The following is a 23,656-nucleotide window of genomic DNA, read 5'->3' as shown; positions in this document are numbered from 1 at the left end:
ATGAGGGCCAGGAGCGGCAGGGCGCCAGGCGTCCCGGCAGCACCGACCCTCGACACGAAACCACCGACGAGAGGCAACGGCACCATGACCGACCAGGCAACCAGCACCGCGGCGACGGCAGACGCGCAGCACCACATCGACCCACACCGGAGCGCCGACCAGGTCATCGACGCGCTGACCGAAGCCGGGGTGCAGTACGTCTTCGGGATCCCGGGCGCGAAGGTCGACGCCGTCTTCGACGCGTTCAACGACGGCGGGCCGGAGCTCATCGTCTGCCGACACGAGCAGAACGCGGCGTTCATGGCCGCGGCGGTCGGGCGGCTCACCGGTACCCCCGGCGTGGTGCTGGTGACGTCCGGGCCGGGGACGACCAACCTCGCGACCGGCCTCCTCACCGCCACGACCGAGCAGGACCCCGTCGTCGCCCTGGCCGGCGCGGTCCAGCTGTCCGACCGGCTCAAGCGCACCCACCAGTCGATGGACGCCGCTGCGTTCCTGGCGACGGTCACGAAGTCGACCACGGAGTCCACCGATCCGGACGACGTCCGCGAGGCCGTGGCCAACGCGTTCCGGGCGGCATCCACCGAGCCGAAGGGTGCCGCCGCCGTGGTGCTGTCGGCGAGCGTGCTGGCGGCAGCGGCGACACCGCTCCCGGCCGGACGTCCGGCCAACCCCACGCCCGCCCTGGGGCCGGCTCCGGCGGACGAGATCGCCCGCGCCGCCGAGTTGATCCGCGCGGCTCAGCGTCCGGTGCTGCTGGTCGGGCTCCGCGGCTCCGACCCGGAGAGCGTCCGTGCACTGCGGGCCGTGCTCGCCGACACCGAGCTGCCCGTCGTCGAGACCTTCCAGGCCGCGGGGCTCGTCTCCCGCGAGCTCGAGGACCACTACCTCGGACGCGTCGGCCTCTTCAAGAACCAGCCTGCCGACCTCGCGCTCACCGAGTCGGACCTGATCATCGCGGTCGGGTACGACGCCGTCGAGTACGACCCGGTGATCTGGAACGCGGAGGTGGACCGACCGGTCATCCACATCGACACCGTCCCGGCCGCGTACGACCGCCACTACCGCCCTGCCCTCGAGCTCCGGGGCAGCATCGCGGCGACGATCGACGCACTCTTGCCCGCCGTTTCCGGGCTGACGCTCTCGGACGACGCGCGACACCGCGCGGTCGAGCACCGCGAGCAGCTCGCGGCGATCGACGACCACGCGAGGACGGCGGACGCCGCACCCGGCCTGGTCGACCCGGCGCGACTGGTCCTGACGCTGCGGGACGTGCTCGACGACGACGCGACGGTCGCGTGCGACATGGGCTCGAACTACATCTTCATGGCGCGGCACTTCCGCGTGTACGAGCCGCGGCACCTGCTCTTCTCGAACGGCCAGCAGACGCTCGGTGTTGCGCTTCCCTGGGCGATGGCTGCCGCGCTCCTCCGGCCGGGGACGCAGATCGTGTCGGTGGCCGGTGACGGCGGGTTCCTGTTCTCCGCGCAGGAGCTCGAGACGGCGAACCGGCTCGGTCTCTCCCTCACCCAGATCATCATGCGGGACAACGCCTACAACATGGTCGCGTTCCAGGAGGAACTGAAGTACGGCCGGACCTCCGGGATCCAGCTCGGCGACTACGACTCCGTCGCCCTGGCCGAGACCTTCGGCGGCACCGGACGGCGGGTGTCGACGCTCGCCGAGTTCGAGACCGCGCTGCGCGCATCGCTCGACGAGCCGGGGGTGTCGATCATCGACGTCGCGGTCGACTACAGCCGCAACGCCGAGATCGCCGCGCACCTGGATGCGGACTCCTTCGAATGACCACGCCATCGCAGCCCACCCACCGGGTGGACGACTCGGACGACTACGCGGTCTACCAGACGTCGACGATCTCGGCCCTCCTGGCGGGCGTCTACGACGGAGACGTCACGGTGGCGCAGCTCCTCGAGCACGGCGACTTCGGACTGGGCACCTTCAACCACCTCGACGGTGAGATGGTCGTCGTCGACGGCGTCTGCTACCACCTCCGTGACGACGGCAGCGTGACCGTCGCGTCGAGCACGGACCGGACGCCGTACGCGGCGGTGATGCGCTTCCACGGCGCGACGGAGATCACCGTCGACGAGCCCTGCACCCTCGCGGCGGTGACCGCCCGCGTCGACGCAGCGGTGGGCAGCCCGAACCTGCCCGTCGCGGTACGGATCGACGGGACGTTCTCCACCGTCCGGACCCGGACGGTCGGGGAGCAGCACGAGCCGTACCCACCGCTCGTCGAAGCGACCGCGTACGAGACGACGAACACCCTCCACGAGACGACCGGTACCGTCGCGGGCTTCCGGACGCCGCGGTTCGAGCAGGCGATCTCCGTCGCGGGCTACCACCTGCACTACGTCGACGACGCCCGTCAGCACGGCGGTCACGTGCTCGACGTGGCGGTGCGGGAGGCGCGTGTCCGGATCACACCGATCTCCGAGATGCGTCTCGCCGTGCCGGACGACGCCGCGTTCCTCGGCGCCGACATCGACGTCGACCAGATCGGCCAGCAGGAACGGCAGGCCGAGGGATGACCGCGTCGCGAGCGGACACCCCCACGACCGTCACCGTAGACGACCTCGTCGGCGCGTGGACGCTCGTCAGCGCCGTGCAGACCTTCGACGACGGCGAGCAGGTGCCGGAGTTCGGTCCCACCGCCGACGGCTACATCATCTACACGGCCGACGGTTCCGTCTCCGCGACCCTCGGCGACGCGTCCCGCCCCCGGAGCGGTGCGACCGATCCGCAACGGGCGACCGACGGGCAGCTCGCGGCCATGGCGCAGCGGTTCATCGCCTACGCCGGACCGTTCACGCTCGACGAGGACACCGGCACGGTGACCCACCACATCGTGACGGCCCTGTTCACCGACTGGCAGGCCGGCGAGCAGCGACGACGCGTCCGCATCGAGAACGGGCTCCTCCACGAGGCGGGGACGCCACGGGAGGCACCCGACGGACGGCGCTTCACCGTCGAGCTCCGCTGGAGGCGGGTGCCGGCCGGCTGAGGCGCGCGCCTCACCGTCGAGCGGCCGCGCGGAACCCGAGGTCCAGGAAGTCGACCATCCACGTGAAGCTCGCGTCGACGTCGGTCGCCATCTGGAACCCGTCGGACGCCTCGAGCGTGGCGAAGCCGTGCAGGACGCTGCGGAGCATCCGGAGCGCGTGCACCTCGTCCGCCGGGTCGAGCGCGTAGGCCCGCAGCGCCGCGGCGAACGACGCCATGGTCCGGTCGAGCGCCACGGTCAGCGGGTCGTCGGGATCGGTCGGCCGGACACCCGTCGTCGCGTCGTACCGGCCCGGGTGCTGCTGGACGTACCGGCGGACGGTCTGCGCCGCGGCCTCGAGCGCGTCGCGTCCCGCTCGGCCCTGCATCGCGTCGCGCAGCTCGTCGCCGAGTTCGGTGGCGGCGAGCACCGCGATGCGGCGGACGAGGTCGGGCAGCCCGTCGACGTGCTTGTAGAGGGAGGGAGCCTTCACGCCGAGGCGTTCGGCGACGAGGCTCATGGTCAGCTGCGCGAGCCCGATCTCGTCGGCAAGGCCGGCCGCGGCCTCGGTGACGATCGCCGGGTCGAGGCCGGCCCTAGGCACGCTGGTCCCCGGCGACCGAGGGCAGCGTGCGGCCGAGGAACGGCAGCAGCAGCGCGAGGACCTCGGCCGGCGCCTCGGTGTGCGGGTAGTGACCGACGCCGTCGAGGACGACGAGGGTGCCAAGTCCGTCGGGCAGGTCGGCGAGGACGCGTTCGCCCTCGGCCCGCGGGTCCGCCCAGTCCGGGTCGGCGCTGCCCTCGACGACGAGGACCGGGCACCGGACGTCGCCCAGTCGTGCGCCGGCGTCGGCCGGGGAGGTCTTCGTCATCGCCCGCAGCGCCGCCATCCGTTCGGGCTGCTGCAGCGTGCTCTCGATGCGCCGGCGTTCCTCGGCCCAGTCCGCCGGCTTCGACGGGATCGCGATGTCCAGGTAGGCGAGCCAGCCGGGCAGGCTGCCGGTCGTCATGAGCTTGAGGAGCTGCATCGTCCCCGCGCGGTGGGTGCGGTTGCGGAGCAGGCCGACGAGGTCGAAGGACTGCTTCCGGGTGAACGGTGCGAGTTCGACGATGCCGACGACGTCGTCGGGCGCGGTCGCGGCGGCGATCGTCGCTGCACCGCCGCTGATGGACTGTCCGACGACGACCGCCGGGCCGCCCAGGTGCCGGACGACCGCGACGAGGTCGCCGGCGATGTCGGCGCGTTCGTAGCTCGCCCACCCGGTGCTCGAGTCACCCGCTCCGCGGATGTCGACGTTGGCGACGCGGTAGCCCGCGGCGACGAGCTCGGGGACGATGAACCGGTACGAGTGCCGGCTGTCGCCCATGCCGTGGGCGAGGACGACGAGCGGTCCCGTTCCGGTGACGTCGTACGCGATCGTCCCTGCACCGGTGTCGAGGTGTTCGAGCATGGCGGCCTCCTTGGCTATTGCCTGTAGCCAAAAGCTACACCGCATAGCCAAGGCGTGTCAAGCGCTCAGCCCGGCCAGCGCTCCAGCCGCCAGCCACCGTCCGCCCCGGGGTCGCGGGAGTAGGCCAGCCGGTTGCTCGGTCCCGCCGCGTCGCCCTGCCAGAACAGCATCCGCACGGGGGTGATCGCGTACCCGGTCCAGGTCTCCGGTGGCTCCAGGTCTGCACCGCGATCCCGTTCGAACGCCGCCCACCGCTCGCGCCGACGGACGTCCGGCTCGGCCGCGAGCTCGTGGTCGTTGAGCCACGCGAGCACCTGTAGGTAGCGGCTGCGCGCGGCGTAGGCCGCGCGGGCCTCCTCCGCGGTGACCACCGCCACGTCGCCGGTCACGACGAGCTGCCGCGCGTGCTCGGGCTGGTGCAGGGTCACGGTCGCGCGGGGGACGGCCGCGAGCTCGGCGGCCTTCCGGCTGCGGGTGTCGGTGTGGAAGTGGAACCGTCTGCCGTCGAAGCGCGAGAGCAGCACGGTGCGCGCGGACGGGTACCCGTCGAGGCCGATCGTCGACAGTGTCATCGTCGGTGGCACCGCGTCCGCCCCGTCCAACCACGCCGCAGCCAGGACGAGCGGATCCGACGCCGACGACGACGACGCCGCCGCGGCCGACACCGGCACGGGCCCGACCGCCGCTGACGCCGGTGCCGCCGCCGGCACAGCGCCGCCCGCCGCCGTCATCGCGGCGACGCCGGGTCGAACCGCGCGATCTCGTGCAGCGACGCCACCGCCTCGTCGAGCGAGTGCTCCCAGAGCGCCGCCCCGTACGACGCGGTCGCACGGCTCGCGTCCCCGACGACCCCGGCGTCCCCGAAGTCGTTCGAGAGCCACCCGAACGACACCGGCCCGCCGTTGAAGGCGATCTTCGAGAACTCCGCCAGGTGTTCCGGCACCCAGCGTTCGGCGAGCGTCATGTCGACCAGGTCGGGCCGCAGGTGCAGGATCATCGACGTCTCGGCAGCGCCGCCGTGGATGCCGAGGCCGAGTTCGTCGGCGTCCTCACCGTCCGGCGCGGGCGTCCGCGCGAGGGTCGGCATGAGGAACGTCTTCAGCCCGTAGCGCTTGCGGATCTCGCGGAGCGCGACCTGCAGCAGGGCGACGTTCCCGCCGTGTCCGTTCGCGAACACGAGCGTGCCGGCGCCGGTGAGCGCCACGGCCCGACCGATCTGCACGACCGTGTCGAACATCGTCTCGGCGTCGAGCCACACCGTGCCGGGCGCCCAGCTGTGCTCGTCGGACTTCGTGAACGCGAGCGTGGGGAGCTGCCAGACGTCGAGTCCCTCGGCGGCGGCCCGTTCGACCGCGGCGCCGCCGATGTGGTCGGCGAGCAGGAAGTCGGTCAGGAGCGGCAGGTGCGGTCCGTGGTGCTCGACGGCCCCGGTGGGCTGCACGACGATGGTGTCCGGCCCGAAGCCCGCCGCGACGGCGGGTCCGGACAGCTCCGCGAGCTTGCGGGTGCCGGTGCCCGGCGCGCTCACTTGCCGAACCCCGGGACGGTGGGCTGCGCGGACGCGGTCGAACCGCCCGAGACCACGAGCGACGGGTCGATCACGTGCCCCGGGTTGAGCAGTCCGTCCGGGTCGGTGCGCTGCTTCAGCGCGATGAGCTCCTCGACCCCGTGGTCGACGTAGTACTGGTGCGGGCTGTGCACCCGGACGTCCAGGTCGCGGAGCAGCGGGTACCCGGCGTAGACGTCCTCGGCGCCGGTGTACGGCGCGGTGAGCATCCCGATCGGCCCGACGTGCGCCGCCTCGATGTGCAGCATGCCCCCGGGGTAGACGGCCTCGACCTCGGCGATCCGGTCGATCAGCGCCTCGCCGCCGACCTCGACGTGGAAGTACTCGGTGTCCGGCGTGTTCCGCTTCAGCCACCAGATCGGGTGGTTGTACGACAGCATCGACACCTTCGTGGTCTGCTGCAGTCCCTCGCGGACGTCCTCGACGGTGCCGCCGGCCAGGTCGATCAGGTCGCGGGCCTCGTCGAGCGTGACGGCGTCGATGATCCCCCGGAGGCTCGCCCGGCCCGCGACGATCGCGGCGTCCTTCGGCAGCGTTGCGGCGATCTCCGCCCGGTCCGCGCTGACGAGCCGGGGGACCGGGGACAGGCCGCGCAGGGTCCGGACGGCGGTCAGGGCCTGCTCGAACGTCGGGAAGGTCGCGTAGACGGCGCGCCAGTCCTGCAGCGGCTCGAGCCGGACCGTGGCGCGGGCGATGACCCCCGCGGTGCCGTAGGTGTGCACGAATGTCTGGGCTTCCTCGCCCTCGACGTGGAGCAGCTCCTCGTGCCCGGGCAGGGCGATGTCGAGCGCGGTCACGAAGCCCTGCCAGTTCGACCCGTGCGCGATCGACCCGGTGCCACCGGACCCGCCGGAGAGGAACCCGCCGATCGTCGACTGCGCGGTGGACGGGTACATCCAGAGCTGCTGTCCCGCGGCCGCGGCGGCCTGCTCGAGCGCCACCATCGAGGCGCCGGCCTCGGCCGTCACCCAACCGTCGCCGACCTCGACGACGGCGCGGGCTCGGGACGTGTCGAGGACGAGGCCGCCGTGCAGCGGGATGCCCTGGCCGTAGTTGCCGGTGCCCTTCCCGCGGGTGGTGACGGGGACGCCGTGCCGGACGGCGGCCTGCAGGGTCGCCTGGATCTCGTCGGCGCTCGCCGGCGAGGCGACGAGGTCGGCCAGGCCGAGCGGCAGCTGCTCGGTGAGGATGGGGCTCATGGTCGCCTCGTCGACGGAGGCGCGCTCACGGGTGCGCTGGTCGGCGCTGACACCGCGCTCGCCGAGCAGGTCGACGAGCTCGGCGCGCAGCGCCTCGACGGTCGTGGGGGAGGCGGTGGTGACGCTGGTCATGCTGGCTCCTGACGGGTGGGACGTGCGGGACGACGGACTGGAGGCGCGGGGCGGGGGTGCACCGCGCCTCCAGTCCGGTGGGTGGTCGGCGAGCCGACCGCGTTCAGGCGACCGCGGTCAGGAACCGAGCCCGATCTTCTGGTCCAGGAACTCGTTCGTGAACAGGTCGCCGGCCGTGAGGCCGGACTTCACGTCGCCGCCGGAGCCGGAGAAGACGGGGGTGGCCTTCTTGATGAAGTCGGTCATCCGCTGCTCGTCCATGTCGCCGATGTAGCCGTTCGAGCCGTCGGTCGCGATGCCGAGCTTCGTCATCTGCTTCGCGGCGAACGCGCCGACCTTCGAGTCGTACGTCCAGCCGTTGTTGTACTGCTGCACGAGCTTCGTGATGAGGTCGTTCGTCGCACCGGGGGACTTCAGGTAGTCCACGTCGGCCTGCTGCATGACGGGCACGAGCTTCTCGAGGCAGGGCTTCAGCTTCGACATGTCACCGGAGCGGATCGACATCGTCTCGGGGTAGGGGTTCCACCCGGTGCTGGAGATGAGCGAGTAGTCGACCTTCTTGCCCCAGGCCGCGACCTGGTTCTGGTAGATGTACGGCTCGGCGGTCGCGAAGCCCTGCTGGGCGTCCTTGCCGCCGGCGGAGACGAACTTCGACGGGGTGCCGTCGTAGCTGCCGTCGAGGACGCTCTTCGGCAGGGCACCGGACTGCTCGAGGTAGGTCATGTACGAGGCGCCGTTGAAGTACCGGACGACGCCGTCCTTCTTCTCGAGGGCCTTGCCGAGGCTCTCGATGCTGTCGACGCCCGGGTAGGTCTTCGGGTCCCACATCAGGACCATCGGCGACTGGTCGTTCTCGGCGAACACCGCGGTGGTGGGGAGCTTGCCGGAGAACTGCACGGCCTCGTCGGTGGACACGTAGCCGAGGGTGATCGACTTGTCCTGGTACATCTGCGAGCTGACCTTCGAGTAGCCGATGGCGGGGCCGCCGGCGCGGATCTCGAGCTTGACGCCGGTGCTCTTGCCGTTCGCGACCAGGTCGCCGGTGACGCTCTTGTCGGAGGCGTTGATCGCCGGGTTCGCGCCGAGCATCTGGTACAGGTGGCCGTGCTCGCCCTCGGGGTTCCAGTCGGTCTGCACGACGACCGTCGCGGGGCAGACGCTCGACAGGTCGACCTTCGGCCCGGTGGCGGTGTTCGAGGTCGCGGCGGTCGTCGCGGTGGTGCCGGCGGACCCCGACGCACAGCCGGTGAGGGCGATGGCGGTGGCGGCGAGGGCGGCGGTGGCGACGCCGATTCGGGTGGTGGTGCGCATGGAGGCTCCGTTCGTGGTGCGGGTCTCGTGGTGCTGGGGTGGGTTCGGGGAGTGGGTTCGGGATGGCGGGCGCGGTGCGGGTGCTGGGGCGCGGGCCGCGGGCGCGGTGCGCGTGCTGGGCCGCGGGCCGCAGCGCGCTCGCCGCTCGGGGTCAGCCGAAGTCGTGCCAGCGTCCGACGGCGAGGCGTCCGACGAGGCCGAAGATGAGGAAGACGGCGACCCCGTACAGCGAGGCGATGATGATCGTCGCGTAGAGCTCGGGGCCCATCAGGCGCGAGGCGGTCACCTGGATGAGGACGCCCAGGCCGGGGTTGCCGCGCTGGAAGAACTGGTCGCCGACGATCGCGCCGATGACGGACAGGCCGGCCGAGGTGCGCAGCCCCACGAAGATCGACGGCAGCGCGGCGGGGACCTGGAGCTTGACGAGCTGCGCGAGCCGGCCGGAGCGCTGCAGCTGGAACAGTTCGCGCTGGGCCCGGTCGGCCGACTGCAGGCCGAACAGGGTGTTCGACACCATCGGGAACAGGGCGATCATCACGGTGACGATGACCCGGCTGACGAACTCGTAGCCGAACAGGGCGCCGATGAGCGGCACGAGCGCCAGGATCGGCACGCACTGCAGCACCACCGCGTACGGGTAGAGCGAGTTCTCGAGCCACTTCGCCTGCGCCATCGCCATCGCCCAGACGACACCGATCACGATCGCGAAGCCGAGCCCGGTGAGCGAGACGACCGTGGTGCGGCCGAGTGCGGCCCAGAGGTCGGTGCCGAACGTCGTCGGCGCCCCGTTCATCCCGGTCGGGGCGACGATCGCCTTGAGGACGAGGTGCGGGTACGGCACCAGGAACGCGAGGTTCCGGACGTGGTCGTAGTAGTACGCGGCGGCGTACCAGACGGCCACGAGTAGCGCGAAGACGACGACCGGCTGCCACCAGGTGACCGAGCGGCGGACGCGTGGTGCCGAACGGCGGGCGGCGGCGCGGGTCGCGCGGGCGTCGGCGACCTCCTGCAGGGTGGCCATCAGCGGTGTCCTTCCCGGAGTGCGTGCGAGACCTCGCCGACGAGTTCGGCGAACTCGGGGGTGAAGCGGATGTCGGGGTCACGGGGCATCGGGAAGGGCACGTCGAACCGGCCGACGATGCTGCCCGGACGGCCGGACATCACGATGACCTCGGTGGAGAGGTACACGGCCTCGGACACCGAGTGGGTGATGAAGAGCCCGGCGAACTGCTGCTCCACGAACAGGCGGAGGAGTTCGTCGTTGAGGCGCTCGCGGGTGATCTCGTCGAGGGCGCCGAACGGCTCGTCGAACAGGAACAGCTGCGGGTCGAGCGTCAGCGACCGTGCCAGGGACACGCGCATCCGCATGCCGCCGGAGAGCTGCTTCGGCAGGTTGGTCTCGAACCCGTTCAGACCGACCAGGTCGATGGCGTGCTTCGCCTTGGCGGCGCGTTCGGCCTTCGGCACGTGCTGGAGCTCGGCGAGCAGCTCGACGTTGCCCTGCACGGACCGCCACGGCAGGAGCGTGGCGTCCTGGAACACGTAGCCGATCCGGTCCGCGGCGACCCCGGCGGAACCGTCCGAGGCGGTCTCGAGGCCGGACGCGATCCGGAGGAGGGTCGACTTGCCGCAGCCGGACGGGCCGACGACGGAGACGAACTGGCCCCGGTCGACGGTCAGGTCCACGCCCTGCAGCGCGATCGTGCCGTTCGGGAAGGTCATCTCGACGTTCCGGAAGTCGAGCAGTGTGTCCGTCGCGGTGACGGGGGACGGTGCGGTGGTGGTCACGACTACCTCGTGTTCTCGTGCATGGGCGTGCGCGGTCAGGGAACGGGGACGGTTGCGGGCTCGGACTCGGGCGCCGGTGCGGCGTGGGTCCGGGCGGGGGCGGCGACGCTCCGCCGCACCTCGGTGCGGGCGACGAGGCGCCCGCGGGACAGGACGATGCGGTCGGCCGGGGCGTTCGCCACGGCGTCGGTGATGCTCGTCGCGGCGACGGCGAGCAGGTCGGCGCGCGCACCGGGCACGACGCCCGCGACCGGCAGGCCCATCACGCTGCGAGCGGTGTCGCTCACCATCGCGTAGGCCTCCTCCGGCGTCAGGTGCCCGGCGGTCACGAGCAGGGACGCGGTCTCGAACGCGTCGCTCCGTCCGACCGGGTTGAACGGGTCGCGGACGTTGTCGGCCCCGGCGGCCACCCTGACGCCGGCGTCGAGGAGTGCCCGGATCGCGGTCAGCCCGCGGGGCGTCGCCACCGCGTGCTGCCACCCCTGCAGGTAGAGGTTGGTGATGGGGAGCGTGATGACGCCGATGTCCGCGGCGGCCACGTCGGCGACGACCTCGGCGAGTCGCTCCGGGTGCAGGGTGCCGAGCCGGACGCAGTGCCCGGCGGAGTACTGCCGGTCCCGGGGCCAGTCGCGGACCGCCCGGGCGTAGTGGTCGAGCGTGACGGGCCCGTCCAGGCTCTCGTCCGCGTGCAGGTCGACGCCGAGGCCACGGTCGCGGGCGATGGCGAGCAGCCGGTCGACGTCCGCGGCGGGGTCGTCGGCCAGGTGCGGGGCGCCACCGACCAGGTCGACGCCGAGGTCGAGGACGGCTGCCACGTGGTCGTCCGGCGCGAGGGGGCCGGCGAGGGCGACGAGCTCGATGTCCATCAGGTCGGCGAGTTCCTCGCGGACGCGGACCAGGGCCTCGGCACCGCGCACGGCGTCGGCGACCGTCGCGGACCCGTGGGCGCTCAGGACGTCGACGTGGCTGCGGACGGCGGTCGTGCCGGCGGCCAGCATCGCGAGCGCCTGGGTCCGGGCGCGGTCGGCGATCTCGTCGACCGACATCGTCGTCGCGTACTCCGACCACGCGGTGATCGCCGAGCCGAGGTCGCCGAGCGGCGGGTGGATCCGGTCGGCGCTGAGCGCCTTGTCGAGGTGGGCGTGCGGGTCGGCCGGGGCGGTCAGCAGCAGGCGTCCGGCCAGGTCGAGCGTGCTCTCGGCCGGAGCGCCGAGCGAGCCGGCCGGCACGACCTCGGTGACGTGTTCGCCGCGGATCGCGACGTCGACGAGTCCGCCGTCGGGCAGGAGCGCGGACCGCAGGAGGGTGATCCGGCGGGGCAGTGACGACTCCATGGGACCCTCTCGATCGTGTGTGAGAATGTTGATCGCATCAACATTCACGATGCTAGGTGCGGCGTGTTTCCCACCCGTTTCGTGCCGGTTGCCGACTGTGACGAGCAGTCGACTCCGGAACGCCCACCGCCCGCAGACCACGAACGGAGCGCGATGCCCACCGACCTCCTCGACACCGACCGGGTCGTCGACGAACAGGCTCGACGGATCGGCGAACACGTCCGGAGCCGCCGCCGTGCCGCCCGGATGACCCTCGTGCAGCTCGCCGACCGCACCGGACTGTCGCACCCCTTCCTCAGCCAGGTCGAGCGCGGGCACTCGCGGGCGAGCATGGTCTCGCTCGAGAAGATCGCCGCGGCGCTCGACACCACGCAGGTCGCGCTCCTGGCCGCCGGGGCGCCCGAGCGCGAGGAACCCGACGACCAGACGCCGGAGGTCATCCGCGCCGGCGAGGGCGCGCGCGGGCCGTTCTCGAGCGGCGAGGCGCGGCTGCTCGTGCACGCCGGACCGCACGCCTTCGAACCGCTCGAGTGGGTCGGGGACAACACCGACCTCGGCGAGTACTTCGAGCACCACGAGGACGAGTTCCTGACGGTGCTCGCCGGCGACGTCCTGCTCGACCTGCGGGGCCGACCGCCGCTGCGACTCGGACCGGGCGACTCCGCGTACTACCGCGGCGGGACCGGGCACCGGTGGGCGAGCGCCGACGGCAGCCGGTTCCACATGATCGTCGTCAAGGAGTCCCCGCGCACCGGAGCGGCGTCGTGAGCGCGGCGTCGACCGGTGCCGGCCCGACCGGTGCCGGCCCGACCGCTGCTGGCCCGACGGGTGCCGCCGCGCGGCACCGGGTCCGCGTCGCCGGGCGCGAACGCGTGACCGACGACGTCGTGGTGCTCGACCTCGCCGCGCTCGACGGTGCTCCGTTGCCGGAGTGGGAGCCCGGCGCCCACATCGACCTCGAGGTCGCGCCCGGCACCGAGCGCCAGTACTCCCTCGTCGCGACCACACCGGACGGCCACTGGCGGATCGCCGTCCTCCGTGAAGCCGCCGGGCGGGGCGGGTCGGCCGCGGTGCACGACGGCCTCGAGGTCGGCGCCGAGACCACCGTCGCCGGGCCCCGGAACCACTTCGGCTTCGACCCCGGTCGCCCGGCGGTGTTCGTCGCGGGCGGCATCGGCATCACGCCGATCGCCGCGATGGTGGCCGCGGCGGAGCGTGCCGGTACGCCGTGGGAACTGCACTACGCGGGCCGGCGGCGGGACCGGATGGCGTTCGCCGACGCCCTCGTCGCCGAGCACCCGGACCGGGTCGGGCTCGCCGTCTCCGACGAGGGCACGCGGCTCGACCTCGACGCGCTGCTCGGATCGGTCCGTGACGCCGTCGTCTACTGCTGCGGCCCGCGCCGGCTGATGGACGCGGTCGAGGCGGCCGCGGCGCACTGGCCGGCCGGGAGCGTCCGGGTGGAGCGCTTCGAGCCCGCCGCCGACGTGGACGCGCCGGGCGAGCCCTTCGAGGTGGAGCTCGCCGTCACCGGGGTCACCGTCACCGTGCCGGCCGACCGGACCCTGCTCGAGGTCGCCGAGGAGGCGGGCGCGTTCGTCCTGTCGTCCTGCCGCGAAGGCACCTGCGGCACGTGCGAGACGCCCGTCCTCGAGGGTGCGGTCGACCACCGCGACACCGTGCTCAGCCCCGAGGAGCAGGCCGACGACCGCACCATGATGGTCTGCGTGTCCCGCGCCCGACGCGGCTGCCCGCGCCTGGTCCTGGAACTCTGAGGACGACGGACGGGAGGCAGTGCGCGCGACGTGCGCACTGCCTCCCGTCCGTCGCGTCCCGGCCCCGCTACGGGCGTTCGGTGTCGTCGAGCGGTCCACCGGTGAGCGCCGACAGGCGCTCCAAGCCCGCCTCGGCGACCAGCTGCCGTGCGAGCGGCCGCGCCCGCGCGACCGCCTCGTGCACGTCGACCCGGGTGACCTCGCCGTCGGCCAGGCTCAGCTCGCCGTCGACCCAGACGTCCTTGACCTCGCGGCTGCCGGCCACGAACACGACCGCCTGGTAGGGGTCGTGGACGTTCGCCAGGGTCGGGCTCTCACCGTCGAACACGACGAGGTCCGCGCGCTTGCCGGGCTCGAGCGACCCGATCGTGTCGTTCATGCGCAGGGCGCGGGCGCCGCCGATCGTGCCCATCTCGAACGCCTCGCGGGCGCTCATCGCGGTGGCCTGCAGGTCGCGGACCCGGGCGAGGAGGGCGGCGGTCTTCATCGCCTGCAGGAAGTCCTGCGAGTCGTTCGACGCCGGGCCGTCCACGCCGATCCCGACCGGCACGCCGAGCGCCCGGAACTCCGCGACCGGCGCGATGCCGCTCGCCAGGATCCCGTTCGCCACCGGGTTGTGGGCGACGCCGACGCCGTGCGCCGCGTAGCGCTCACGGTCCTCGCGGTCGACCCAGACGCTGTGCGCCGCGATCACCGGCACCTGCAGCATGCCCGTCGCCTCGGCGTGCCCGATCGCCGTCCGACCGGTCCGCTGTCGTGCCGCGGTGACCTCCTCGCGCACCTCGTGGAAGTGCACGTGCACGCCGTGGCCGCCCGCGACGGCGTAGTCGACGTGCTCTTGCCAGGTGTCGTCGGTGTAGCGGCCGATCGACGAGACACCGACGCGGAACGAGCTGTAGCGGCTGGCGTCGGCGGCTTCGCGGAGGGCCTCGAACTCCTCGAGGATCGGCGTCGCCCCGAAGTCACGGTCGACGTCACCCGAGCCGAACGACACCACGCCGCGCAGGCCGAGCTCCTCGAGCGCCTGCACGACCCCGGGCGTCGCCGGTTCGTCGGGCATCGGGTCCGCGCAGAACATGTCGTTCGCGGTCGTGACCCCGCTCCGGAGCATCTGGATGCCCTGCAGCATCGTGCCCGCGTACGCCTTCTCGCGGGTCATCACCGGGTTGACACGACCGATCAGGGCGGTGAGCCACTCCCACAGCGTGTACTGCGAGCCGATGCCCGTGATGAGTCCCTCGCTGAAGTGCCCGTGGGTGTTCACGAAACCGGGCGTGACGATGTCGTACGCGCCACCGCGCACCGCGGCCCCGGGGTGGGCGGCGGACAGCTCCGCGAAGGTCCCGACCGCGGCGATCCGATCGCCGTCGAGCAGGACGGCGCCGTCGCGGATCGCAGCGGGCGTGGCGGAGTCGTCCGGTGCGGCGGTGAGCACCCAGCCGGCGCGGATGAGGGTCTGAGACATGCTGCGACCGTACGGGCCGGGTGTTCCGCGGGGGTTACGGGCGGGTTTCCCGGAAGGCCTCGGCGACCGGACGGGAACGGGCCGTCACGGGCCGGAAACAGCGGGCTGCTAGAAACGCCTGCATGCTGACCGTCACCGGCGCCCGCCGCGTCCTCGTCGACCACCGGACCGAGCGCGACGGCGACGTCGTCGTGGACGACGGCAGCGACGTCGCGAGCACCCTCGACGCGTCGGGGTGCGTCGTCACCCCTGGTCTCGTCAACGCGCACCACCACCTGCTGCAGACCGCGTTCCGGACGCTCCCGGGGACCCGTGGCGTGCCGATGGCGGACTGGCTGCCGACGATGGCGCAGGCGTACACGCGGGTCGGCCACGATCCCGAGCTCTACGGACTGGCCGCGTCCGCCGGGGCCGCCGAGGGCCTCCTGTCCGGGGTCACGACCATCGCCGACCACCACCTGAACTGGCCCGCCGACGCGACCACCGACGACACGGTGGCACTCGCCGCCGCGACGGTCGACGCCGTGCGAGGGCTCGGTGGGCGGCTCGTGTTCGTCCGTGGTTCGGCGCGGGACGACGCCCAGCGAGCCGCGACGTCTGCGGACGCGATCGCGTCGGGGCTGCTCCACGCGGAGGCCGTGGGCGGCGTCGATCCGGACGGCTTGCTGCAGGTCGCCGTGGGACCGGCGGGGGTGCACTCCGACGGCGAGGCCACGTTCCGCGCCCTCGGCGAGGTCGCCGCGCAGCACGGTCTCCGGCGGAGGACGCAGGCCAACGAGCAGGTCGACACGGCGATCGCGCTGGAACGCTACGGGCGGCGGCCCCTCGACCTGCTCGAGGACTGGGGGTGGCTCGCGCCCGACGTCACGATCGCCCACCTGTGCGACGTGACCGACGACGAGATCGCGCGGCTCGCCGCCACCGGGGTCACCGCGACCCACGCACCGGGCTGCGACGTGCCGATGGGCTGGGGGATCGCGCCCGTCGCGCGCCTGGCCGCGGCGGGGATCACGGTCGGTCTCGGCACGAGCGGTGGCGGCAGCAACGACGCGGGCCACCTGCTCGCGGACGGCCGGCTCGCGATGCAGGTCTCCGCGCTCGTCGGGCCACAGCTGCCGGCGCGGCAGGTGCTCGGCATGATGACGGAGGGATCGGCCGTCGGGCTCGGGCGTCCCGAGCTCGGGCGCCTCGGTGCCGGGTCCGCCGGTGACCTGTGCGTGTGGGACGTCTCCGGTGTCGCGGACGCGGGGGTCGACGACGTGGTGGCCGGTCTGCTCTGGGCATCGCCCGGTCGTCGTCCCCGGCACGTCGTCGTCGGCGGGCGTGTGGTGGTCCGGGACGGGAGGCTCGTGTCGGCGGACGAGCGCGAGGTGGCGGCCCGGCTCGCCGAGCGGTTGGCGCGGACGCCGGTCGACGCCTGACCGGCGTCGGGTGGCAGGATCGGACCGTGCTCACCGACCAGGCCATCGTCGCCGCGTTCCACGCCGCGGGGCCGCGCGACGGCTACACCGTCTCCGACGTGCGCACCGAGGACGGCGTGCTCGGCCTGACGTTCGCGCACGCCGGCGCTCCCTCCGCGCGACTCCGGGTCCGCCTGCCCTCGACGGGCGCGCCGCAGTGGTGGCTGTTCGCGCCGCCGGAAGACGCCGACGACTGGGTGAGCCAGTTCTTCGTGTGGGCGGACGAAGAGGTCCTCACCGGCGGACTCGGCGACAGCCGTGCACGTGTCGACGTCGACGGCGAGAGCCACGTCGTGGCCGTGAACTACGGGTGGCAGCTGTCCGATCCGCGGGAGCACCTCCGGCTCACCGCGCTCGCCGGCCCGTTCGGTTGGCACGACGGTGGACGCTCGACCTGGACGGACGGCTCCGTCTCGGTCCCGGCTGAACGTGAGCTCGAGGTGGACGGCGAGCGGATGCGCGGCGAGCTCCGCTCGTTCCTGGCCGATGTCGATCCGGAGACCGGGTACCTGCGCGACGACTGAGCGCGCGGGCGGGGGCGCGTGCGCGCAGGCCGCCCCGCGCCGTGCGTCACACGCGCAGCGCCTCGCCCCGTCGCCGGTGCAAGGGACCCTCGCCGCCGGTGAGCGCGCCACCGCCGGCCCCGTTCCGCACCGCGATCACCTCGGCCATCACCGCGACCGCGATCTCCGCCGGCGTGACCGCACTGATGTCGAGCCCGATCGGGGACCGGAGCCGACCGAGTTCAGGCGTCCCCAGCGCCCGGAGCTCCTCGAGCCGCCGCTCGTGCGTCGCGCGCGACCCCATCGCACCGACGTACCCGGCGCCGCGCCGGAGCGCGAGATCGATCACGGCCGCGTCGAACCGGTCGTCGTGGGAGAGCACGACGACCACGGTGCTCTCGTCGACGGGTGTCTCCGCGAGCACCCGGGTCGGCCACCCGACGACGCGCTGGTCGGCGGCCGGGAAGCGCTCGTCGGTGAGGAACACCGGGCGCGGGTCCACGACGGTCACCGCGTAGCCGAGGACCGCCGCCGCGTTCGTCACCGCGACGGCGAACTCGACGGCACCGACCACGACGCACCGGGGACGGGTGTCTGCCCGCTCGGTGAAGACCCGTCCGCGGCAGCCCTCCGGCGCGGTGACGACGGTGGCGAGCGTCCCCGGGTCGAGCGAGAGCGCCAGGGACACCGGGGAGCCCGCCTCGGCCCGCCGCAGGGCATCGACCACCGCGTGGTCGTCCGGTCCGACCCGGTGCACGAGCACCTCGATCCGGCCGCCGCACCGGAGCGCGGGCGCCCAAACGGCGTCGGGGTCGGCCGCAGGCCCGGTCTCGTCGAACCCGAACCGCTCGAGGACCGCGACGCCGGTGGCGAGGACCTCCTCCGCGGTGCCGTACAGCGAGCCCTCGACGCAGCCGCCGGAGATCGTCCCGACGACCTCGCCGCCGGGCAGGACCGCCATCGACGTCCCCGCGCCGCTCGGTGCGCTGCCCTGCAGGGAGACGGCGGTCGCGACGATGACGGGGTCGCCGGCGTCGAGCACGGCCAGGAGGCGCGGTGCGAGTTCGAACATCAGGCACCTCCGACGGCGGTCGCGTCCACCGCGTCGCGCGGGTCGTCCGCATCGGTCGCGGCGCTCGCATCGGTCGCGTCGGCGTCGGTTGCGTCGGTTGCGTCGGCGAGCATGGCCCAGACCCGGTCACGGGTCATCGGCAGCCGGTACGGGCGGATCCCGATCGCATCGCGCACCGCGTTCGCGACCGCCGGCGCGACGGGGTTGTACGGCGCCTCGCTCATCGACTTCGCCCCGAGGGGTCCGAGCGGGTCGTGCGTGCGGGCGAACAGCACCTCGGTGCGGGGCACGTCGGAGATCTTCGGCACCCGGTAGGAGCGGAAGGCGTCGGTGAGGACCCGGCCGGTGTCGTCGAGGAGGACCTCCTCGTACAGGGTCGAGCCGATCGCCTGTGCCGACCCGCCCTCGACCTGTCCGCGCAGCTGCTCCGGGTTGAGGACGGTCCCGGCGTCGACGGCCTGCACGCTCTGCAGCACCCGGACCTCGCCGGTGGGGCGGTGCACGGCGACGCGTGCGCCGTGCACCGTGAACGCCAGCGACCGGGGTGTGCCGTCGTGGCGTCCGTGTGCGAGCGCCGGGCCGTCGGCGAGCAGCTCGTGGTGCCCGACGTGGTCGTTCCCGATGCGGACGCCGTCCGGTCCGACGACGACCGCGGGGCCGAGCGGACCGTCGGCCGTGCGGGGCGTGCGCGCGGCGACGATCGCCATCGCGCGGGCGACGAGGTCGTCGCGGAGTGCCTGCGCGGCGGCGTACAGCGCGCGCCCGGCGACGACGACCCCCGCCGACCCGAACGCGCCGGTGTCGTGCTCGGCGGCGTCGGTGTCGGACTGGTGCACGTCCACCCGGTCCGGCGTGGTGCCGAGCGCGTCCGCGACGAGCTGGGTGTGCACCGTGGTCGTGCCGTTGCCGAACTCGGCCGTGCCGACGCCGATCCGGTAGCGCCCACCGGGCCGGAGCTCGACCGTGGTGTGCGCGTGGTGGCCGCGCGGTGGCATGGTCGCGATGGCCGCCAGGGCGATCCCGGTGCCGTATGCCCAGTCCGGTGAGCCGTCGAGCACGGGGCCGTCCATCCGGGGGACCTCGGGCAGTGGGCGCGCGAGGGCATCCTCGACGAGGTCCAGGCACTGGTCGAGCCCGTAGCTGCCCTCCCACCGCAGGTCGGTCTCCTCGTCGGGGTCGGTGACGACCAGCGGGTCGCCGGGCACGATGACGTTCCGCCGCCGGAGTTCGACCGGGTCGATGCCGAGCTGCCGTGCGAGTTCGTCCATCGCGGACTCGATCGCGAAGACCACCTGCCCGAGGCCGTAACCCCGGAAGGCCCCGGCGGGCAGGTTGTTCGTGTAGACGGACTCCGCGTCGACCCGCTTCACGGGGCACCGGTAGACCGCGACGGACTCGCTGACCGAGTGGAACATGACGCCGACGCCGTGGTTGCCGTACGCGCCGGTGTCCATGGTCTGGTCGACGTGCATCGCGGTGAGGACACCATCGGTGCCGGCGCCGAGCCGGACCCGCACGCGCATCGGGTGCCGGGTCGGCGCGATCGTGAACTCGTCCTGCCGGCTGTACTCGTACTGCACGGTGCGTCGGGTGCGCAGGACCGCGAGCGTGACGAGGTCCTCGGTGAGCAGCTCCTGCTTGCCGCCGAACCCGCCACCGACCCGCTTCGCGATCACCCGGACGCGCTCGGGGTCGAGCCCGAAGACGCGGGCGATCTCGTCGCGCACCAGGAACGGTACCTGCGTGGCGGTCCGCAGCACGAGCCGCCCGTCCGCATCCAGTCGACCCCTGGTGGCGTGCGTCTCGAGGGCGGCGTGCGAGACCCGTCCCGTCGACCAGGTGCCGTCGACGGTCGCGTCGGCCCCGGCCAGGGCGGCGTCGACGTCACCCGTCGCACCGTGCAGCGCCGCGACGACGTTGCGCCCCGGTTCGGCGATCCGGTGCTCGGCGGTCGACTTCTCGCCGTGCAGCAGGGGCGCGCCCGGTCGGCGCGCGGCGTCCGGGTCGTGCACGCTCGGCAGCACCTCGTACTCGACGCGGACCAGGTCGCACGCCAGCTCGGCGGTCCGGACGCTGTCGGCGACGACGGCCGCGACGCGCTGCCCACGGAAGCGCAGCACGCGGTCGAACACCAGCGTGTCGTCCGGGTCGTCGAGCCGTGACTCGTGCCGGCCCGTCGAGAAGAGCACGCCGGGGTCGTCGTGGTGGGTCAGGACGGCGTGCACGCCGGGCAGGGCCTCGGCCGCCGCCGTGTCGATCGCGGTGATCCGGGCGTGCGGGTGCGGGCTGCCGAGCACGGCGAGGTGCAGCAGCGCCTCGGTGCCGCGCACGTCGAGCGTGTACTCCTCCTGCCCGGTGACGATCCGCTGCGCGGCCGGGGCGGCGACGGACCGGCCGATCGCTTCCCCCGCGCCAGCGCACGCGGTGTTCGTGACGCCGTCCAGGGCGTCCTCGATCGCCCGGTACCCGGTGCACCGGCAGAGGTTCCCCTTCAGGCGGCGGTGCCGGTCGGCCAGGTCGTCGGGGCCGAGCGTGGACGCGGTCACCACGAACCCCGCCGTGCAGAACCCGCACTGGAAGGCGGCCGCGTCGGCGAAGGCGCGTTGCACGGGGTGCGGGTCCTCCGGGGTCCCGAGCCCCGCGGCGGTGGTCACCGATCGGCCCTCCAGCCGGTGCGCCGGGGTGATGCAGGAGTGCACGGGGACGCCGTCGACGAGCACCGAGCAGGCCCCGCAGTCGCCCGCGTCGCAGCCCTTCTTCACCGAGGTGACGCCGTGCTCGCGCAGCAGCGTGCGGAGGACCTGGCCGGGCTGCGGGTCCACCTCGAAGGGCGTCCCGTCCACGTCGATCCTCATGCCGCACCCACCGTCGTCGCTGCCGCCTCGTCGCGCAGCTCGAGCGCGAAGCGGGTGCTCACCGCGCGCCGCCACGCGGGGGAGCCGTGCGGGTCGTCGTACCAGTCGTCGTGCCGGGCCAGCGCCGCCTCGAGCACGGCGGGCTCGGGGACCGACGGGAACCGCAGCACGAGCGGCCGGGGTGTCGCCGCGGTGACGACGAGCACGAACCCGGCCGACGACCACCGGGCGGTGACGAGTGCGCCGGACCGGCCGTGCGGGCTGAGCGACACCCGGCGGAACCCGGTGGTCGCGGTCAGCGCAGCCTCCGGCACCTCGAACGCCCGGATGACCTCGTCGGCGTCGAGGGCGAGCGACCGGACGCCGAGCACGAGGTCCGCCACCGGCAGTCGGCGCTCGCCGCCGTCCGACGTCCAGACCACCGCGGTCGCGTCGAGCGTGGTCAGCAGTGCGGTCATCGCGCCGGCGGGCAGCCCCACGGCGACGTTGCCGCCCACGGTGGCGCTGTTCCAGACCTTGAACGACGCGAGCAGGGCGTTGGCGCAGCGGTCCACGAGCGGCCACGCCGACCACTCCGGTGCCGGCTGCAACCGGAGCAGGGACGCGATCGTGCACGTCGCGCCGATCGTCAGCGTGCCTGGCGTCCGTTCGACGTCCGGCCAGCCGAGCGCGGTCAGGTCGACGAGGCCGGTCAGGCCGGGCTGCTCCTCGGAGAAGAGCCACGTGCCGCCGGCGAGGGGGCGTTCACGCGCGGTGAGGGCGAGGTCGTCGCGGTGCGCGGGCATCCGCACGCTGCGGACGGTGACGAGGTCCATGCAAGGGTCCGATCGGGGTGGAGGGGGAGTGGAGGACACGTCCCCGCCGTCGGCCGTGCGCGATCATCCCGCGGTTCCACGCCGAGGTCGGACGCGTCGAGCTGCTGCTGCCCACGGTGACCTCCTCGGATCGAATCTCGTGTCGGCCACCGTACGGAACGGGTGTTTCAGCACGGTTACGGGCCGGGAACGCTGGATGACGGCGGTCGCGACGAGCCGTCACCTGCCGGAGACACCGCCGAAACAACCGGGTGGAATCCTCCGGGACATGACCGACACGACCGCGGGCACCACCGCCACCCCGACCTCGACCGCCACGACCGTGCACCTCGGCGCCAACCAGTACGGCAAGGCCGAGGTCCGGCTCGTCCGGGTGACGCGGGACACCCCGCGGCACGAGATCGAGGACCTGACGATCACCACGCAGCTGCGCGGGACGGCGCTCGCCGACTCGTACACCGACGGCGACAACGCCAAGGTCCTCGCGACGGACACGCAGAAGAACACCGTCTACGCGTTCGCCCGTGAGCACGGCGTGCACACCCCGGAGGACTTCCTGCTCCGGCTCGGCCGGCACTTCACGACCGCGTTCGACTGGTACGAGGGGGCCACGCTGTCTGCCGAGCAGCACGCCTGGGAACGCATCGCGGTGGACGGCAGCGAGCACGACCACGCCTTCGTGCGGGCCGGCCGCGGCACCCGCACCGCGGTGGTGCAGTTCGACGGCGAGGACGTCCACGTGGTCGCGGGCGTCACCGACCTCACCGTCCTCAAGTCGACCGGCAGCGAGTTCCACGGGTTCCCGCGGGACGGGTACACCACGCTCGCCGAGACCGACGACCGCATCCTCGCGACCTCGGTGACGGCCCGCTGGCGGTACACGCCCGAGGCCGTCGCGGCCGGGATCGACTACGACGCGCTGTACGAGGGGGTCCTCGACCGGATGCTCGCGACCTTCGCCGAGCTGCACTCGCTGGCGCTCCAGCAGACGCTCTTCGCGATGGGCCGCGCGGCGATCGAGGCGTTCCCCGAGATCGCCGAGGTCCGCTTCGCGATGCCGAACAAGCACCACTTCCTGGTCGACCTGGCGCCGTTCGGCCTCGACAACCCGGGCGAGGTCTTCTTCGCCGCCGACCGGCCGTACGGGCTCATCGCCGGCACGGTCGTCCGCGACGGCGTTGCCGAGGCGCCGGCGGCCTGGACCGCCGTGCCGGGCTTCGTGTGACGGCGGAGGGCGGTCGCACCACGGGTCTCCTGCTCGCGGCCGGTGCCGGGACCCGGATGGGGCGGCCGAAGGCCCTCGTCGCGGGGCCGGACGGCACCCCGTGGACGGTGCACGCCGCGGCGACGATGCTCGCGGGCGGCTGCGACGGCGTCGTCGTGGTGCTCGGTGCACGCGCCGACGAGGCCGCCGTGCTGCTGCACGACCGGCCCGGCGTGCGAACCGTCGTCGCGCCGGACTGGGCGACAGGCCTCGGCGCGTCGCTGGCCCGCGGGCTGGCGGCGCTCGCCGTGTCCTCGCCGCCGGTGGACGCCGCCCTCGTGACGCTCGTCGACCTGCCGGGCCTGCCGTCCGAGGCTGTCCGACGGGTCCTCGGCGCGCGGACGGGACGGGCGACGGCGGTGCGGCAGGCCGTGTACGGGGAGCGTCCAGGGCACCCGGTCCTGATCGGCCGGTCGCACTGGGCCGCGTTGTCCGACCACCTCGACGGCGCCGCAGCCGATCCGTCGAGCGCGGACCGGGGCGCGGGTGCGTACCTGCGTTCGGTGGGCGCCGAGCAGGTGCCGTGCGCGGACCTCTGGGACGGCGCCGACCAGGACCGACCGGCCGCCGCCGGCTGACGCCGCCGCCGCCGGCCGCCGCCGCCGAGCCCCCACTCGGTCTCGCGGTATCGTCCACTGCGCGCCCGGTCCCGGGCGGTCGA

At 73.4% G+C, this 23,656-nt stretch carries 22 protein-coding genes; 9 read left to right on the top strand and 13 right to left on the bottom strand.

The genetic code is table 11. The features are described 5' to 3' along the window. Positions 1–84 precede the first annotated feature (84 nt). Genes alsS through EDF64_RS02205 form a run of 3 tightly spaced genes read left to right on the top strand, consistent with a single transcriptional unit; the run spans position 85 to position 3,025 of the window. Entirely contained in the window at positions 85–1,806 is a 1,722-nt protein-coding gene (alsS, locus tag EDF64_RS02215) for an acetolactate synthase AlsS (RefSeq protein ID WP_133518441.1), read from the top strand. Next, positions 1,803–2,552 carry an acetolactate decarboxylase gene (gene budA, locus EDF64_RS02210; RefSeq protein WP_133518440.1) on the top strand — a complete coding sequence of 250 codons (750 nt, stop codon included), beginning with the start codon at positions 1,803–1,805 and terminating at the stop codon, positions 2,550–2,552. The genes alsS and budA overlap by 4 nt, the downstream gene beginning before the upstream one ends. Next, positions 2,549–3,025: a lipocalin-like domain-containing protein gene (locus EDF64_RS02205; RefSeq protein ID WP_133518439.1), complete on the top strand. Its 477-nt coding sequence runs from the start codon at positions 2,549–2,551 to the stop codon at positions 3,023–3,025. Before budA ends, EDF64_RS02205 begins: the two co-directional genes overlap by 4 nt. A 10-nt stretch (positions 3,026–3,035) precedes the next feature. On the opposite strand, the gene EDF64_RS02200 is transcribed toward EDF64_RS02205, so the two are convergent. The 9 genes from EDF64_RS02200 to EDF64_RS02160 all read right to left on the bottom strand — a co-directional run bounded on the left by EDF64_RS02200 (position 3,036) and on the right by EDF64_RS02160 (position 11,786). Further along, the gene (locus tag EDF64_RS02200; protein WP_133518438.1) at positions 3,036–3,608 is read right to left on the bottom strand and encodes a TetR/AcrR family transcriptional regulator; all 573 of its coding nucleotides are present in this window, start codon (positions 3,606–3,608) and stop codon (positions 3,036–3,038) included. Further along, positions 3,601–4,455, bottom strand: a complete 855-nt coding sequence (locus tag EDF64_RS02195; RefSeq protein ID WP_133518437.1) for an alpha/beta fold hydrolase — start codon at positions 4,453–4,455, stop codon at positions 3,601–3,603. Before EDF64_RS02195 ends, EDF64_RS02200 begins: the two co-directional genes overlap by 8 nt. Positions 4,456–4,520: 65 nt before the next feature. Beyond that, positions 4,521–5,126 (bottom strand): pyridoxamine 5'-phosphate oxidase family protein, encoded by a 606-nt coding sequence (locus EDF64_RS02190; protein ID WP_208108806.1) that lies wholly within the window; start codon positions 5,124–5,126, stop codon positions 4,521–4,523. A gap of 56 nt (positions 5,127–5,182) precedes the next feature. Continuing rightward, a complete protein-coding gene (locus tag EDF64_RS02185) occupies positions 5,183–5,983 on the bottom strand; it encodes a creatininase family protein (RefSeq protein WP_133518435.1) in 801 nt (266 codons plus the stop codon). Beyond that, positions 5,980–7,353, bottom strand: a complete 1,374-nt coding sequence (locus EDF64_RS02180; protein WP_133518434.1) for an FAD-binding oxidoreductase — start codon at positions 7,351–7,353, stop codon at positions 5,980–5,982. Before EDF64_RS02180 ends, EDF64_RS02185 begins: the two co-directional genes overlap by 4 nt. A gap of 117 nt (positions 7,354–7,470) precedes the next feature. Further along, on the bottom strand, positions 7,471–8,664 hold the full coding sequence (locus EDF64_RS02175; RefSeq protein WP_133518433.1) for an ABC transporter substrate-binding protein: 1,194 nt from the start codon (positions 8,662–8,664) through the stop codon (positions 7,471–7,473). A 151-nt stretch (positions 8,665–8,815) separates the two neighbouring features. Beyond that, positions 8,816–9,685: an ABC transporter permease gene (locus tag EDF64_RS02170; protein ID WP_133518432.1), complete on the bottom strand. Its 870-nt coding sequence runs from the start codon at positions 9,683–9,685 to the stop codon at positions 8,816–8,818. Continuing rightward, positions 9,685–10,452, bottom strand: a complete 768-nt coding sequence (locus tag EDF64_RS02165; RefSeq protein WP_243736206.1) for an ABC transporter ATP-binding protein — start codon at positions 10,450–10,452, stop codon at positions 9,685–9,687. Before EDF64_RS02165 ends, EDF64_RS02170 begins: the two co-directional genes overlap by 1 nt. Before the next feature lie 35 nt (positions 10,453–10,487). Next, positions 10,488–11,786 carry an amidohydrolase family protein gene (locus tag EDF64_RS02160; protein WP_133518431.1) on the bottom strand — a complete coding sequence of 433 codons (1,299 nt, stop codon included), beginning with the start codon at positions 11,784–11,786 and terminating at the stop codon, positions 10,488–10,490. A 153-nt stretch (positions 11,787–11,939) separates the two neighbouring features. Between EDF64_RS02160 and EDF64_RS02155 the strand changes: the two genes are divergently transcribed. Both EDF64_RS02155 and EDF64_RS02150 read left to right on the top strand, forming a co-directional pair. Continuing rightward, a complete protein-coding gene (locus EDF64_RS02155) occupies positions 11,940–12,554 on the top strand; it encodes a helix-turn-helix domain-containing protein (RefSeq protein WP_133518430.1) in 615 nt (204 codons plus the stop codon). Next, complete coding sequence (locus EDF64_RS02150) at positions 12,551–13,561, top strand: PDR/VanB family oxidoreductase (protein ID WP_133518429.1); 1,011 nt, start codon at positions 12,551–12,553, stop codon at positions 13,559–13,561. The genes EDF64_RS02155 and EDF64_RS02150 overlap by 4 nt, the downstream gene beginning before the upstream one ends. Positions 13,562–13,628: 67 nt before the next feature. Here the strand turns inward: EDF64_RS02150 and EDF64_RS02145 are convergent, their stop codons facing one another. Then, positions 13,629–15,026 (bottom strand): amidohydrolase family protein, encoded by a 1,398-nt coding sequence (locus EDF64_RS02145; RefSeq protein WP_133518428.1) that lies wholly within the window; start codon positions 15,024–15,026, stop codon positions 13,629–13,631. A gap of 122 nt (positions 15,027–15,148) precedes the next feature. Between EDF64_RS02145 and EDF64_RS02140 the strand changes: the two genes are divergently transcribed. After that, the gene (locus EDF64_RS02140; protein WP_133518427.1) at positions 15,149–16,447 is read left to right on the top strand and encodes an amidohydrolase family protein; all 1,299 of its coding nucleotides are present in this window, start codon (positions 15,149–15,151) and stop codon (positions 16,445–16,447) included. Positions 16,448–16,473: 26 nt separating this feature from the next. Further along, entirely contained in the window at positions 16,474–17,010 is a 537-nt protein-coding gene (locus EDF64_RS02135) for a hypothetical protein (RefSeq protein ID WP_133518426.1), read from the top strand. 46 nt (positions 17,011–17,056) lie between these two features. Here EDF64_RS02135 and EDF64_RS02130 read toward each other — a convergent pair whose 3' ends face one another. The 3 genes from EDF64_RS02130 to EDF64_RS02120 are packed head-to-tail and all read right to left on the bottom strand — an operon-like array spanning position 17,057 to position 21,731. Next, entirely contained in the window at positions 17,057–18,061 is a 1,005-nt protein-coding gene (locus EDF64_RS02130) for an XdhC family protein (protein WP_133518425.1), read from the bottom strand. Further along, positions 18,061–20,916: a molybdopterin-dependent oxidoreductase gene (locus EDF64_RS02125; RefSeq protein ID WP_133518424.1), complete on the bottom strand. Its 2,856-nt coding sequence runs from the start codon at positions 20,914–20,916 to the stop codon at positions 18,061–18,063. Before EDF64_RS02125 ends, EDF64_RS02130 begins: the two co-directional genes overlap by 1 nt. Next, entirely contained in the window at positions 20,913–21,731 is an 819-nt protein-coding gene (locus EDF64_RS02120) for an FAD binding domain-containing protein (protein ID WP_133518423.1), read from the bottom strand. Before EDF64_RS02120 ends, EDF64_RS02125 begins: the two co-directional genes overlap by 4 nt. A gap of 268 nt (positions 21,732–21,999) precedes the next feature. Between EDF64_RS02120 and pucL the strand changes: the two genes are divergently transcribed. Continuing rightward, positions 22,000–22,956 (top strand): factor-independent urate hydroxylase, encoded by a 957-nt coding sequence (gene pucL / locus EDF64_RS02115; RefSeq protein ID WP_133518422.1) that lies wholly within the window; start codon positions 22,000–22,002, stop codon positions 22,954–22,956. Next, entirely contained in the window at positions 22,953–23,573 is a 621-nt protein-coding gene (locus EDF64_RS02110; RefSeq protein WP_243736205.1) for a nucleotidyltransferase family protein, read from the top strand. Before pucL ends, EDF64_RS02110 begins: the two co-directional genes overlap by 4 nt. The last annotated feature ends 83 nt before the right edge of the window (positions 23,574–23,656 follow it).

The organism is Curtobacterium flaccumfaciens (assembly GCF_004361695.1).
Lineage (GTDB): Bacteria > Actinomycetota > Actinomycetes > Actinomycetales > Microbacteriaceae > Curtobacterium > Curtobacterium flaccumfaciens_B.
Note: the sequence above shows the minus strand (reverse complement) of the source record. Positions and strands in the feature narration are given on the sequence as shown.